Origin of the sequence: Mycoplasmopsis pullorum (genome assembly GCF_001900245.1) — a bacterium.
GTDB classification, from domain to species: Bacteria; Bacillota_I; Bacilli_A; order Mycoplasmatales; family Metamycoplasmataceae; genus Mycoplasmopsis; species Mycoplasmopsis pullorum.
On record NZ_CP017813.1, the window covers coordinates 177,717 to 194,432 of the forward strand.

At 26.6% G+C, this 16,716-nt stretch carries 6 protein-coding genes; 3 read left to right on the forward strand and 3 right to left on the reverse strand.

The window, feature by feature from the left end; genetic code table 4:
* The first annotated feature begins 155 nt into the window (after positions 1–155).
* Positions 156–12,503 carry a lipoprotein 17-related variable surface protein gene (locus BLA55_RS00680; RefSeq protein WP_073372208.1) on the forward strand — a complete coding sequence of 4,116 codons (12,348 nt, stop codon included), beginning with the start codon at positions 156–158 and terminating at the stop codon, positions 12,501–12,503.
* Positions 12,504–12,795: 292 nt separating this feature from the next.
* On the opposite strand, the gene BLA55_RS00685 is transcribed toward BLA55_RS00680, so the two are convergent.
* The 3 genes from BLA55_RS00685 to BLA55_RS04260 form a co-directional block, all read right to left on the reverse strand.
* Positions 12,796–13,815 (reverse strand): class I SAM-dependent methyltransferase, encoded by a 1,020-nt coding sequence (locus BLA55_RS00685; protein ID WP_198763819.1) that lies wholly within the window; start codon positions 13,813–13,815, stop codon positions 12,796–12,798.
* A 287-nt stretch (positions 13,816–14,102) separates the two neighbouring features.
* Positions 14,103–14,837 carry a hypothetical protein gene (locus BLA55_RS00690; RefSeq protein ID WP_073372209.1) on the reverse strand — a complete coding sequence of 245 codons (735 nt, stop codon included), beginning with the start codon at positions 14,835–14,837 and terminating at the stop codon, positions 14,103–14,105.
* Positions 14,838–14,963: 126 nt separating this feature from the next.
* Positions 14,964–15,119 carry a hypothetical protein gene (locus tag BLA55_RS04260; RefSeq protein WP_157089896.1) on the reverse strand — a complete coding sequence of 52 codons (156 nt, stop codon included), beginning with the start codon at positions 15,117–15,119 and terminating at the stop codon, positions 14,964–14,966.
* A 69-nt stretch (positions 15,120–15,188) separates the two neighbouring features.
* On the opposite strand from BLA55_RS04260, the gene pth reads away from it, so the two are divergent.
* Positions 15,189–15,767, forward strand: coding sequence for an aminoacyl-tRNA hydrolase (pth, locus tag BLA55_RS00695; protein ID WP_073372210.1), 579 nt, complete (start codon positions 15,189–15,191; stop codon positions 15,765–15,767).
* Entirely contained in the window at positions 15,751–16,632 is an 882-nt protein-coding gene (tilS, locus tag BLA55_RS00700) for a tRNA lysidine(34) synthetase TilS (RefSeq protein ID WP_073372211.1), read from the forward strand. Before pth ends, tilS begins: the two co-directional genes overlap by 17 nt.
* Positions 16,633–16,716: the final 84 nt, after the last annotated feature.

Here is a 16,716-nt window from a genome sequence, read left to right on the forward strand (position 1 = left end):
TTTTGTTTTTTTAAGTGGTAAAAATCTCTTTTCCATCTATAAAAAATTTACAAAGAGTTCTAAAAAAAAAAAAAAAAAGTAAAATACGGTTATATCTATCTTTTAGATAGATATATATCAAGATTTTAGTTCTTAATGAACTAAAAGGAGAAAATATGAAAAATAAAAAATTGATTTTGCTTTTATCATCTTCATTATCTGTTTCAAGTTTAATTTTGCCTCTTTCAGCAAATTATTCAAAACAAGATGTGAATATTGCAATTAATGATGTTAATTATGTGTTTGATAAAGTTAATTCTAATATTTCAGATGATATTTGAACAGGTTATAATAATTATAGTAATGGCACAGTTCATAGGTGATACAACTCTTTAGATTCAAAAGGAGTAACTAATTTAAGTCAAACTGGAAATGATAAACTTAAATGAAGTGTAACTGGTGATGCATGATATAGATTATTCGATGCTTCAACCCCAGGTTTACCAACAAATATTAATCAAACCAATTGAAATGGTAATGGTTTTGCTAATGAAATTGGTCATATGTATTCTTGAGAAAGAGATGCCTCTTCGTCTTCATTACCTGATGGTACCGGTTCTTGATGAAATGGAAATGGATTTAATCCATTAACTAATAGTAAAAAAATTAAAGTTGGTATTAACCTAACTAATGCTGACACAAATAATGACTTTTTTACTGCTGGAATTTACTTTTCGGACGATATTAGATTAGTTGGCGATATCAAAATTCACTTATTTGTTAAACAAGATAGTAGCAGTATTAATATTGATCAAACTGAAGGTAAATTAACTACATATACTATAAATATCAATGATGATCCTAAAGCTAATATTGGTGTTATGGAAATAAGTCCATGAATAGGTAAAACTCAACAAGTAACTAGTACAGGTAAATCAGTTAGTACAACTATAAACGGTAAGTCAAAAATAGCTTATATTAGCGACTATGCTTATTTGCCATACTATGATCATATTCCTGATGAATACGAAAATAATATGTCAGATGCAAATAGAAATCAAAGAAACTGATGAAAAAACACTAGACAACAAGGAAGTAATGAACTTTATGATATTTTAATTAGAGGTTATACTCCACAATCAGTAAGAAATTCTAATTTTTCTTTCACAACCAATAAATATAATCAAGTTGCTTTTGGTTTATTTCAACACTCAATAATTAGAGATAGTACTCCTGTTATTACTAAAAATAATATAACTCAAAATCAAGGGGGATTATTTGTTTTTAGAGTTAATACAAGTACATCACATAATGAAATTGTTGCAGGGGCTGTAGTTGAATTAGAAATGAAACCATTTAATAATTCAACTGAACCTTTTAATCAATTATATGCTGGTAATGCTGGTTCTACCACTGGAAGTAAAACATATTTTGGAGTTTCAGAATATAGAAATTTAAATAGTAGAGATGATTACAAGGTTATTGGTGGATTTATTAAAATGGCTGATCGGAAACAGTCATATTTAAAGAAATTTAATACTGAAGAAAAAATTCAAGATAATCTTAAATTTTACAATCAGGCAACTGATGGAATCCCACAAGCTAATTTATCTATTTCTGAAACCGGGAATAATGCTTTTACATACAATATAGATAAGAATGGTGTTTCTAATTACAACAAAAATGTCATTAGAACAAGAAATATTTATCAAGATTATAAAAGTTATAGTAATTTATCTAACTTGCGTTTAAATGCTACTTTTGCTTCAGATGTTGACAGAAAAAAATGAAGAATGATTACTAAATCTACAACAGCTTCTGCTTCAACTACTTTCGGAAGAGAATATCTTGATTTTGCACCAATTGAATACACATTTACAGATTTAGAGTATCTTAAAAGATATATTCAATCTAAAAAATGATTAACTAAAGGTGAAAAAGATGCTTTAACTAGATATGTTGAAGCTGATACTTCTTTTAAGAGTGATAATGAATTTACAAATGAACCAGCTAAAAACAGTTGAAAAACTAAAATAGATCAAATTGATGATTTACAAAAAAGTATTGAAGAAAAATATAAGGAAGTCCGTGAATTTCCACTTAATACACAACTTTATGATCCTCAATGAAATGCATTAGCAACCAAAAAAATGCTTTATGCTTTAGCAAATATTGCAACTAAAAATTACTTGGAAGAATTTATTAGTAGAAACGCTGATATTATTAAATTACAATCTGTAGAATATTACAACGATGGAACAGTTAAAGATAGAAATTCATCGACTGTTTTAAGCTCTACAAGCACATTTGAAAGATTAAAAGAATCTTTAGAAACAATTAAAAATGGTTTAGTTAATAATTTTAATAGTATTTTAACTTCAGGGAAAAATAATTTAAATTCTCTATATAGCAAATTGAATGATTATGAAATTACACAAGTTAATTCTCAAACTTATTCAACAAATAATACAAGAGCAACTAATTTGTTAACTAATAATCTTATTCAAGGTGTTATTAATACTTTAACAACTGCAGAACAAGTTAAAACTTTTGACTCAACAACATCAAGTTTGTACAAATCTAATATTAAGAATGTTTTAGATACTATTGCAAATTTAAATTCTCTTGTAACAGAAAAAAATAATTTAGAAACTCAAATTTTAGAGCAACAAAAACCTCAAAATGATTTTAAAAATTATGCTGTTTTTACAAAATCAAACAATTCTATTAATTTAAATTCTTTTGATACTTTTGATGCAAATTTAAAAGATGCAAACAATAAGACAATTTCAAACATTTTTGAATCAACTAGCACGTTGACAACTTTTTACAACAATGGTAAAAATACCTTGCAACAAAATTGAATTAATAAATTAACTGGTGAGGAAATTGATGGATCCTATGTAGAGTTTAAAAAAGAAATTAATAATTTTCAAAATTTGAGTGGTACTGAAACATCAGGTGAAAAATTTGAAATTGTTAACAATTTATTAACTAATTTAGGTTGAGATCGACCTTTTACATATGACACTCAAACGAAAACTTTAGCAGTCAATGAAACTTATTACAGTAGAATTAATAAAGCAATGAATTCAGCTTTTACTACTGCTAAAAGCAATGCTAAAAGCAAAATTGATAATCTTACATATTTAAGCCAGTCTGAAAAAACCAGTGTTAAAAGTTTAATTGATCAAGCTGAATTATATAAAGATACATATGTAGCAAATCAAGACTACTCAAATAAAGTATTAATTGGTTCAGATAAAAATATTCAAACAATTGTTCAAAAATGAACTGATATTAATACTGAAAGAGAAAAAATTAAAGACTATACTGCAACTTTTGGTTATCCAGACAAAAACATTAAACCTTCTACATATAATAGAGATTCAATTACAACAGATAGCATTAGCCCTAATTCAAATGATGTCGAAGCTGAAATTGTTAGTGTCAGTGCTGATGATAGTCAAGGAGCTTTAACAATCACTTATAAAATTGTTAAAAGCGCTGATAAAGATAATGTTTATACACAAAACAAAACTTATACAATTACTGGTTTTAGTGATGAAAGAAACAGAATCAATAATGCTAGTGCAACACCAGAATATAAAAATGTTGCGCAAAAATCAACAATTCAGGCTTCAATTGTTGTAAGGGCAAATAATAACAGTAATGATATTAAATGAACTTTACCTGCTAATACTCAAATTTACCCTGGTAGCGTTAAATATCTTGGTTACAACGACATTACAGGGAAAATCAAAGTTGCATATAAATTGCAATCAACTATTGATAATACTGCTATTTCAGCTGAAAAAACCGCTGAAATTACTGGATTCCAAACTGAAGCAGATAGATTAAATAGTCTAATTACTCAAGATACTAATAATACTCAAAAAACAATTCTTAATATTACAGCTAATCCAATCAAACGTGCTTCAGATTCAACTTTGAATACTGACTATACAATTTCACTTATTAATAATTTTGCTAATGATAATAATGTCACATTAACTGATTTATCTAATCCCGCAAATAATGACACTAATGGATCAATTTCATATACTTACAAATTAAAAACTACAAGGGAAGCAAATGATTTAGTTACTATTGCTGATGAACTGCCTTCATCTGTAGATATTAAAAGTAATGCTTCAGCTTCACAAACTAGAACTGGATTTTTAACACAGGCACAAAACGAACAAAATAAAAGAGATGAAAAGAAAAGAATAATTGATACTTATCAATATTTAAATAATGCACAAAAAGAAGATATAAAAAATAGTATTCAAAATGCTCCAATTGATCAATTAGATCAAAAAGTTTCTGAAGCGAATACCTTAAATAACGCAATGAAGGATTATATTGATGCAACTGCTAATATTGAAACAATTAAAAAAGGTATAGATTATACTGAAGCAGATAATCAAAGTGCTTTAGATAATGCAGTTAATCAACAAAAAACCGATGTTAATAAAACTCAAGGATCTAATTTATCATTGCAAGATGTTCAAACTAGAACAAAAGCAATTCAAGATGCAATTAGCAACTTAAATGGTGAAGAAAGATTGCAAAAAGCTAAAAAAGATGCAATTGCTAAAATTAATTCAAATTATTCATCATTAACTCAAGCACAAAAAGATAAAGCAATTATTTTAATCAATGCTCAAAATACTATTGCAGGTGTTAATGCACAAGATACTACTAATAGTGCTTTAAATTCTTCAATGAAGACTTTGCGTGACTATATTAACAATCAAAACATAATTAATCAAAGCAATAATTATAAATATGCAACTGATGCTTTAAGAAGTGCATATGATGGAAATCCAAACAAAAACAACAATCAAAAAGCTGGAGCAATAAAAGAAGCGGAAGATTTATTGACTACTTTAGAGTCTAATAATGAAAATTTAATGAATAAAAATAATGTTGATACAATGAATACTAAAATTCAAAATGCAATCAACAATTTAAATGGTGAGCAACGTTACAATGAAGAAGTCGCTAGATTAAATTCATTAGATGCTGCTTTAGCTAAAGTAAAAGATAGTGTAAAAAATAATAAAACTGCTAGTGAAATTACAACTAATGATGTTGAATTTCTAACAAATACAATTCCAGCTGATGTAACACCAGTGCAGTTAAATATTAGTAATACTAATGAAGTAACAGGAAAATTGGATTTAAGTTACAAATATCAATCAACTAAAGAAAACCTAACTGATATTATTTCATCTAAGACTTTTACTTTAAATAACTCTAATGCTTTAAGCACTTTAACTGAAGCACAAAGATTAAATAATTTAATTGATAACAATACTGTTACAAAAACAATTACATTTAATGATACTAAGAATACTACTGCTATTGAAGATTTAACTAAAGAACAATTTAGCGGGACTTTAGCTAATGGTGAAACTAATAAAGCACAAATTGTTATTGAATCTATTACGCCTGATCCAAATGATGAACATGCTGTGCTTGTAACTTACAAATTGCAATCAACTAAAACTAATTTAGATAATCAAACTGTGACTTCAAAAACTGCTCAAGTTAAAATTGATGGCTTTATGAGTAATAAAGAAAAAGAGCAAAACACTATTGATGCTTATACTACAGCAAATTTTGTTGGAACTGCAGATAGCACTAAATTAGCTTCTTCATTTACTAACAATGTTAAAAAAATTAACATTACTTTTGCAACTAATGATAATGCTAACCATACAAATGAAACTATTGAAATCAAATCAGTTAAATCATGAGATGATGTTAATGGTACATTAACTGCTGTTTTTGTAGTTAAAAGTAATAAACACGGTGAAGAATTAACTTCAACAGATAAAGAAATTACCATCAGTGGTTACTTAACTGAAGAGCAAAGATTAAATAACTTAATTGATAATAAAGACAAAGAATTTAACTTTAGTGGAACTAAAGCTAAAGATAAAACTACTGTTAATGAAGTAACTAAAGAAAATCTTTCAGGTTATTTAGCAGAACAATTAAATGGTCAATTGACCAATATTAATAATCAAAATAATGTTGAATTAGTAATTGATTCAATTTCAGAAACTAATCCAAATGGAAACATTAAATTTACCTATCACTTAAAATCAACTAGAACTGATATTCCTAACAACACTGTAGTTTCTAAAACATTAAGTGCTACAATGTCTGGATTCCAAAGTAATTTAGATCGTGAAAAACAAGAATTAGATGCCAAAACTGATTCTGATTTAGATGTTAACATTGACAAAACTAAAATGGCTTCAAGTTTTACAGCAGATCAAATTCAATTAAGTCCAAAAGATAACACTATTAGTGTAGTTAATAAAACAATTACTGGATACAATGACGTAATTGGATCGATTAAACTTACTTACAAGCTAAAAAGTAATAAAAACGGTCAAGATGTTTATTCTGAACCAAAAGAAATTATTATTACTGGACTTAAAACTGAAGCACAAAGATTAAATGGACTTTTAAATAGCTTAGTTGAAGGTGATATTACTTTCAATGGTACTAAAAATAATCAATTACCTTCAATAGCTCCTGCAAATGATAAAGCTAATTATTCATATGAAGTAACCAAACAAACAACTAATAAAGCAAGTCTTGCAATTAACTCAATTACTTCTGATGATTCAACTGGTCAAAATACTTTAAATCTTAAATTAGTTACCACCAAAACTCAAAGTGATTTAATCTCAAATTGAAATGTAACTAATTACCAAGCACCAGAAAGTCAAAGTAAAGATTTAGTAATTACTGGATTTAAAACTCAATCAGAACAAAATAAAATTGATCAAGAGGCTGAAAAACAAAGATTAATGAATTTGGTAGCTAATGTTCAAATTACCTATCCAAATAGCGATGAAATTTTAGCTTCTAGCTCACAAATTTCTGGAATTAGTGCAGTTATCAATTCAACTGATAATAATGCTGAAATTCTTATTCAAAATATTACTGATAAAAATGATTTAAATGGAACTATCACAGTTGCTTATGTAATCCATAGTACTAAAGGTGGCATTTACGAAAATGTTAATACCGATGTACAAACCATTGTTTTAAACAACTTTAAAACTGAACAACAAAGACTAGATGCTTTATTTACAAATAATGAAGCAACTGCTTCATTAACAGGTATTGATGGCACAGACTATGGAAAATACCTACCTCAAGAAGCTTTAGATCATTTAGTTTTAACTTTAAATAATTTAGATAATGCAAGAGTGGAAATTGTTTCAAAAACAGCTAATAATCAAACTAATAGCATTGATTATACATATCGTTTAGTTTCGACTAGAGGAGTGGTAAGTGGCCATAATTTAAACACAGTTATATCAAGCGAAACTAAATCTGGTTCATTGTCTGGTTTTAAAACTTTAGCTCAAGCTGAAAAAGAAAGATTGGATAATATCAATCCTGATGATAAAAATGATGGTTATACTCATACAATTGATTATTCAAATAGAAATCAAATTTTAGCTTCAAAAGTTAAAATTATTGATTCTAACTGAATCTGAACAATTATCCCAAGTAGTGATCATACTTTCAGTGATCAAAAAATTCTAGCTTATGATGATATCACTGGTAAATTAAGAGTTAGATATAGATTACAATCAACTAAAGAAGGTTTGAAAGGTGTTAAATCTGATTATAAATATGTAACTTTAACTGGTTATAAAACTGAATTAGATAGATTAAATGATTTAGTTGCTCAAACAAATCAACCTGTTTCAATTACTGCTAAAGAAGATAGAAAAAATGATGGAGCTAATCAGAAAAAGGCTTCACAACTAACTTCAGACGATTTCAATGTTCAATTAACTCAATATGGTCAAAATCAAGGTGTACAAGTAGAAACTATTTTGGATACTCAAAATGCTAATGATGAAACAGGAACAATTGAATTAGGATATAAATTAATTTCAACTCGTCCATTAGAAGGTCAAAATGGTTTAATTGGTGGTGAGTGACCAGATGCACCAACTCAGGCACCTGTAATTAAGTCTGATACATCAAATCCACTATTAAGCTTTGCTGGTTATGTAACTAATGCTGAAGAAGAACAAAATAGAATTAAAAGATTAATTCCAAGTCTATTAATTGACTATCCTAATAAACAAAATTATCTACCTAACTTCAACATAAGTGATGTTATTCCAAATAATATACAAGTTAAATTAAGTGAAAATCGTGAATTAAGTGAAGCTCAAATTGCACTTAAATCAGGTTCAATGCAAATTATTAGTCGTGATGATAGAAAAGGTGAAATTACTGTTAGCTATACTTTAGTATCTCAAACCAGAAATGATGTTGAAATTGTAATTAATCAAACCAGAAGTAAAAATGCTAATACTATTAAAGGCTTTAAAACTGAATTAGAAAGATTAGAAGCTCTAAATTACGATTGAGAAAATGCAATTCAAAATAAAGAAACTATTAGTCCTTCTGATGTTGTTTTAAGTGATATTACACCTCATACAACTAATAATGATCAAGCTAAAGATATAGTAATTACAGGATTTGATGATAGAACTGGTACTTTAGATATTCAATATAATATTTATTCAAAACGTACTAATTTAACAGATATTCATGTAGTTGATAAAACTGCGCAAATCACTGGTTTACAAACTGAGGAGCAAAGATTAAATGCTTTAGTTACTAATAATAATGTAAATAAAACAATTAATTATGTTTCAACTAATAAAGCTGAAATTAAGGCAAGTTCATTAGTCGACAAAAAAGATGAAGTGATTGCCAATAATAACAATTCATACTTTACAACCATAATTCAAAAGCCGACTACTTCAAAAGCAAAAATTATTATTAAAGATATTGCTGCTAATGATGAAACTGGAGAATTAAGTGTTAAATATGTATTGCAATCAACTAAAGATGGTTTAAATAACATTAATTCAACTACTGAAGGCACAATCACAATTTCTGGTTTCTTAACTAATTTACAAGAAGCTAAAAATAACTTAAAAACTAAAATTGATGAATTAGTTAAAGCAAATAAATTAACTGATGAACAAGCAAATGAATTAAAAAACAAAATTGATAACCCCGACACTAATTCAATTGCAAAAGTAAAAGAAATTGAATTAGAAACTGATAAACAAGTTTTAGTAAATGAAGCTACTAAAGAATTTAATCATTTGAACAAAGCACAATTGGACGATGTAATTAAGAAAATCAAAACTGCTGATACATTAGAAAAAGCTCAAGAAGCTAAAAATAATGGTCAAACACTAGATGATAAAATGGCTAAATTAGATGAAATAGTTAAAAACTATGAAGCTAAAAAACCATTAGACAAATATACCTATGCTTCAGAAACGCCTAAAAATGCTTTTGATAAAGTAATTGAAGATGCTAAAAAATTATTAGATAAAACTAATGCTACCGATTTAGGTACAGATAATTTAGATAATTGAATTGGTAATGAGGACACTAATACTAAAGGTCAAATTCAAACTAAATATGAAGCCTTAGATGGTGATATTCAAAAAACTATTCAAGAAGTGAATAATAATGAATATTTATCTCCAAATCAAAAACAAGAGTTAATTAACAAACTAAATTCATTAGATCCTAATACTTTAGAAAAAGCTAATGATGATGGCACTAAGTTAACTTTAAATGATATTAAAGGTGAAATTAGCCAAATCGAAGCAGTTAAAAAAGCTGCAATTAATAGAATCAATGCTTATGAAAACTTAAATCAACAACAAAAGGATTCATACATTAGTCAAATTAAATCCAGTGATAATGATCAATTAGAAACTATTGAAAATAATGCAACAACTTTAGACAACAAAATGCTTGAGTTAAAACAAGCAATTAAAAATGTTAAAGATGTACCTAATTCAAGTGCATATCAAAATGCTGATAAAAATAATAAAGATGCCTTTGATAGTGCTTTAAATGTGGCTAATAAAATTAAAAATGGTAAAGAAACTACCGATCCAAACGATACATTTAATTACAATGCAAATTTAGATGCAGTACAAAAAGCAATTGATAATCTAAAATTAGCTAATACTAATATAAAACGTGATGAAGCTCTTAAATATGTTGACAATGCGCCATATTTAAGTGCAGCTGAAAAAGCAAGCTTTAAAGAAAAACTTAATCAAAATCCAATTACAGATGAAACTATTGCGAAATTAAAAGAGCAAGCACAAATTATTAATGATGCCAAAAAAGTTTATGTAGATCAAATTAAAGCAATTGATGCTAATGATTTAGATCAAGCTGCTAAAGATAAATACATTAAACAAATCATTGATAAACCAATGACATTGGATGAAAATAATGTAATTACCAATCCAGAGAAATTTAGCAAAATTGTTTTTGATGCACAAAAAGAAGCTTTAATTAATAAATTAGAAAATAATGTAAATCAACCTAATTTACCAAATATTCTTAATCCAAAACAATTAACTGAAGCTAAAGAAGCAATTAATAATGCGACTGATTTAGCAGAAGCGCAAAAAGCTTATGAAGATGCAATTAATTTAAGTAAAAAAATGGCAGCTTTAGATAAATTAGTCAAAAACTATGAAAAATCAATTGCTGATCCAAATAACACAAAATACAATAAAGCTGATAATAAAGAACAATTTGATAATAAATTAACTGAAGTTAAAAAATTATTAACATCAGATTCAGATAATGGAGTTGATAATAAATTATTGGAAGATTTATTATCAAATAATGACAAATCATTACAGCACTCATATGAAGAGTTAAATGGTTTAGAAAATGATTTAATTGAACAAATTAATAATTCAGAAGTTTTATCACCAAAAGAAAAAGCTGATTTAATAGGCCAAGTAAATAACATTGATAAACATAATGATGAAGCAGGCCAAGTAGAAACATTGCAAGATAAACTTAATAAATTAATTGCTGACAAAAACAATAATATTAAATCTATTCAAAACCTTGAAAATCTTAATCAAAGTCAAAAAGATGATTTAATTAACAGAATTAAAAATAATGACTTGGTTGATAATCCAGCAATTTTAGATGAAGCTCAAAATCTTGATAATAAGATGAAAGAGTTAAAAGATGAAATTGCAAAAGAAAATAAAATTAAAGGTTCAATCTACTATAATAAAGCATCTGAAGAAAAACGTAATAACTACGAAAAAGCTTTAAATGATGCTAAAAAATTAGTTAATAATCAACATCCTGAAACTTATGACACCGCAAATCTTAATTTTGATGAAACTAATGATATATACTTAAAACTTAAAAAAGCTTTTGAAGCACTTAATGATGAACAAAACAAATTCTTAAATGCAGCGGAATTAGAAAAATTAGTCAATGAAGCAAGTGAGTTTGTCCAAAAATATCCTTACACTACTTCGACTCCAGAAAAACAAAATGCTTATAATGTTGCAATTGAAAATGGTAAAAAAGTTCTTGAAAACCTTGAAAACGCAACAGTTGAAGAAATTCAAGAAGCGATTGATAAAATCAAAGATGCAATCAAGCAAATTTATGACAATAAAGAAGACTTGAAAAAAATTGTTGATGAATTACCAAATCTTTCTGAGCAAGAAAAAGAACATTTTAAAGATCTAATTCAAAATGAAGATGATCCAGTTAAACGTAATGAAATTCTCCGTGAAGCTCAAAAAATCAACGATCAAAAACAAGAATTAATTAATTTAATTAATGAACAACCTAATTTATCTAATGCAGATAAAGAACAATTAAGAGATAAAGTTGTAAATGCTGACTCAAGTCAAGAAAACTGATACAACAAACTTAAAGATGACATTATTAAAGCTAACGAATTAATTAAGAAATTAGTTGATGAAATTAGCAACCATACTTTAAATAATGAACAGTTAGACCAATTAATCAAAGATCTTGCTGATTCTGGTGTAACAAATCCAGATTATGACAAGATTGTTGATGGATTGAAAAAATACAATGATTTAACAAATGCATTAACTAACTACCGTAATTCACATGTTCTTGATGAAAATTACCAAGATCTAAAAGATGCTTTAGTTGCTGCAATTAAAGACTCAGTTGATTTTGCAGTTACACATGAAGAATTCAGCAAATTAAAAGATCAATTAATTTCACAAAAAGAACAATTGAATCAAGTTGCTAACGGTGAAATGAATTTAGTCGATTCATTAATTAATGAAGATCAAAGTAAGTTTGATGAAGCGTTAAATTCAATTAATAAAATTATTTCAGATAAATATAGTGAATTTAACAAAGAATTAAGTGATAAAAACTACTTTGAAATTACCAATAAACCTGCTTCAAAAATTAGCGAAAATGATATTAATTTAATTAATAGCATTGAACAAAAAGATGCTTCCGAAGTAATCTACAGTGCACTACAAGAAGCATTAAAAACAAAATCAAAAGCAGATCATTTAAGTATTTTCTGATGAATTTTACTTGGATTATTTACCGCAGGAATTGGTCTTAGCATCTACTTTCTTGTTAAAAAGTCGAAAAAAGACGAAGAATAAAAACTAATTTCCAAAACAAAAAAGTTGAATAGCAATATTCAGCTTTTTTTGTGCAATTTGGTCTTATATTAAGTTGACTGTCCCTGGGAAAAATTTTGAGCATTAAAGTGATATTCAGTGAATAGTCCCCTGGGGATGATTACTACATTATTTGTTAGATGATAATTTATTAAAATTTCAGGCAATAATAATCAATGCTACTAACTGGGAAAGGTACCTATATCATTAAGATCAATAACGGAATATAAAAAACCAATAACACTATAAAATAGAGCTATTGCTTTAAATTTATTTAATAAGACAACGAAATGAATTGTTCAAATTTATTAATTTCTTCGTCCGATAATTCAATAAAAAGATTATTTGATACTAAATAATTTAAAAATTGTAAAACAATTGTGTTAATTAGTTTATGTGGTATTGCACTTGCTGGTCCAGCTTCAGATAATTGTTCGTTTTGCATCTTGTTTTTTTGTGTTGGAGTTTTATTATTAACATTTCTCATAACAAAATCCATCCCCGCCATTCCGGAATTAACATTACGTGCTTTAATCATTTTTTTAATTGAAGCAAGTCCGATCATTCGACTATCTAGGGATCTTTCCACTTTTACACTCGGATCATCTTTTAATACATAGTATTTAACACCGTCTATTTCCTTTACTTCATAAGGTGGTTCGATTTTACCTTTCTCTAATTCTAATTTAACATTTGAATAGAAAATAGTTGGTTTAGTTGTAAAAAAACCATATTTACCAAGCGAAGCTTCGTTTTTAAAATGGTTTTTAGAATCAAAAAAGTCTGTTCTATTGTATTGTATGTATTTTCACATTAATGAATGTTTTGGATTCTCGATATATCAAACTTTCGGTTTATAATGCTGAATTAGTGAAATTGTATTGTTAATGCAACGTTCTCCTAATCTTTTAATAAAAAGTTGAACATCACTTTTAAGGTTTTTTGTAAAACCACCTTTGAGATTTTCGAATTCTTCAATACTACGCTCTTTTAGCTTAGTTTTAGTTTCATCAGCATAAGCTCAAAAACAAGTACCTCCACCTTTCATATTTAAAACACATGAAAATGATTGACAAAGAGGTGATGCCAGGATTATATCTGGTTTTGGATATTGTTTAAAAATTTCTACTATATTATCTTGTGACAAATCTAGTTTATAATGTTTTTCTCTAGTTGGTTCGGTCACATCAAATGTGTATACATCAAAAAAATCAATTAAATTGTATTCTTTAAGAGAGTTATACACACTATTTTGACCACCACCAAAGAGATCTCAAATAACTATTTTTTTCATTATTTCTCTCTTTCGATATAAAAGTTTAATAATTCATTATCATTGGACAAGTATTTGTTACTTTTGTAATACTCAACAAAGCTATTATAGTCATTTTGTTCTTTTTTCATTTGAATAATATAATTAAAAGTATCAGTAACTAAATTTTTGTCTTTGTTATGAATGCTTTGATGACATAATTTGCATAAAGGTATTACGTTGTCTTTTGAGTGAATTTTTTCTCAGTCTAAATAATTTTTACTATTTGATTCGCTTCTTGTGTTGTTTTCTAATCTATTTTTAAAAAACTATCTAGGAATAAAATGATGAAAATCTAAAGGTAAATTCAAATTTGTATTTTCGATTGCTTTTTTAGTTTTTATTCAATCCATTTTAGTGCGACAAATATTATTATTAAAATTATTTAAAGCACAAGAAAAATTATGTTTATCTAACAATAATGATTTAGTTTCATCTTTTATAACAGGATCATATGATTCTAAAATCTTGTCTTTTTTAATTAAATAGTCAGGATTATTTTGAAATAATTTTCATTCTATTCTAACTTTTGTAATTTCATCTAGATCTATTTCATCATCTAAGACAGACAGAATTATGTATTTGACTTTTCCTCTTCAGATCTTGTATTGAAGACCATGGTATTTTGTAAAAGCTTCAAGCCTACTAAAGTCAAAAGTCACAAAACTATTACTTGAATTTATGCTTTTTTCGTAATTAAAAAATCAAAGCGAAGACAAAATTAAATGTGTAATTTTACCATTAGAATTACGATAAGAACTAATTAATAAACATTCATGTTTTAGTTTTGCTAGTTGTAAAAATTTATCACTACGAATTCTTAAATGAGAGGGATTTTTTTGATTACTCATCGATTGAATTGAAACATATAAATAATCAAAAAAATCATGTTCATTATCATTTTGGTGAATCATTTTATACAAATTAGTATTTTTAAATTCTTCTTTGCTAATCAACATATTCTTTAATTGCAATTTAGTTTCATCATATGATTTTTGATTCATAACAACCCCTTTCATTGTTTTTATTGTAGATATTATAATACATTAATTAATCATATTAGGACTATTAAGCGAATTAGTCGATTTTATAAAAAAACGATGAGAAAGTTTCTCATCGTTAGACGGTTATTATTTGGATTCGTCTTTATTTTTAACTCAATATGGAAATGTAATATCAGGATTTGAAGTGTTCATTTTGATTAAATTCAACGAAGCAAAAATTTGATTATCTAAAATAGTATAATCAACATCAATTTGTTCAATTCTTTTTTTCTTCTTTGTCAATTAATTTGGTTCAATCGAATTTTTTTAAATCCTTATTAAATAAAAAAATTAATTTATATAATTTAAGTTATGAGAATTATAGTTGGATTAGGTAACCCCGGGGACAGATACAAATTCACTCGACACAATGTCGGTTTTTTAGTCATTGATAAAATGTGTCAAAAATTAGGGGTTGAACTTGATAAAAAGAAATTCAATGGTGAATACACTAAGGTTGATGATTTAATCATTGCACGTCCAAATACTTATATGAATAATTCTGGTGAATTCGTTAGTGCTTTAGCGACATTTTTTAAAGTTTCTCCTGACGATATAATGATTATTCATGACGAGAAAGATTTCGCTCTTGGACAAGCATCTTTAAAAATTGGTGGTAGCGATGCGGGACACAATGGAATTAAAAGTGTGATCGAAAAATTAGGAAATAATGTCTTTAAACGTATGCGGATTGGAATTGGTAAGAATCCCAACATTCCACTTAAGGACTACGTTTTACAAAATTTCACTGTTGCAGAAATGAATATTCTTGAACCTGTTTTAGAAGTTAGTGCCGATGCTGCAATTTCGTTTGCTTTTAATGATATAAATACTTTAATGAATTCATTTAATATTAATAAGAAAAAAACACAAAATGAAACAAGAAAATAATCAAGTAATTTTATTAGCTATTAGTGGTGGTCCTGATAGCATTTTTTTATTAAATAAATATATTAATCATAATAATATTGTTGTCGCACATGTAAACTATAATCAAAGATTTAACAGCGATATTGACCAAAAAATAGTTGAAGAAATGTGTAAAAAATACAACATTCCTTGCGAAATTTTGAGTCTAAAAAAAGATGATTATCAAGGTGGAAATTTTCAAAATTGAGCTCGTGAGCAAAGATACAATTTTTTCAAACAAGTTTACGATAAATACCAATGTAATTTGCTGTTTGTTGCTCATCACATTGATGATTTTTTAGAAACTTATTATTTACAAAAAAAGCGCAAATCATATATTAATTATTGAGGGATTAAAAAGCAGACTGAAATTTTTAATATGAATGTTGAGCGACCACTTTTGTTTAGTTACACCAAAAAGCAAATTATGAAATTTCTTGAAAAACACAAAATTGCTTTTGCAGTAGACTATACTAATACACAACCTAAATATGATCGCAACAAAATTCGTTTATCAATTCAAAATTGAACATCAATTCACAAAATATTATTTTTGTTTTGAATTCGAATAAAAAATATTAAAAATTTTTTTCAAAATCGTCAAATAAATCGCATATTAGAAATGTGAGAGAAAAAAGAGTTTGCTCAAGAATTTTTATCAAAATTAAATAAATCGACACAAAAAAAGTTAGTTTATCAATTTTTACACAAAAGATTTAACAAAATAAACTTAAGTAGTTCAAAAATTGATTCAATTATTCAATTTATTATTTCAGATAATCGAACTTCAAAGTACAAACTATCTGATTTTGAGCATCTATATAAAATAAAAGGAAAAGTACAATAAAAATATATAATTTTTTCATGGAAAAATATTATTTTTAGCAATAACGTATTTAATCTGCTAAAATATATATTAATTCATTAAAAG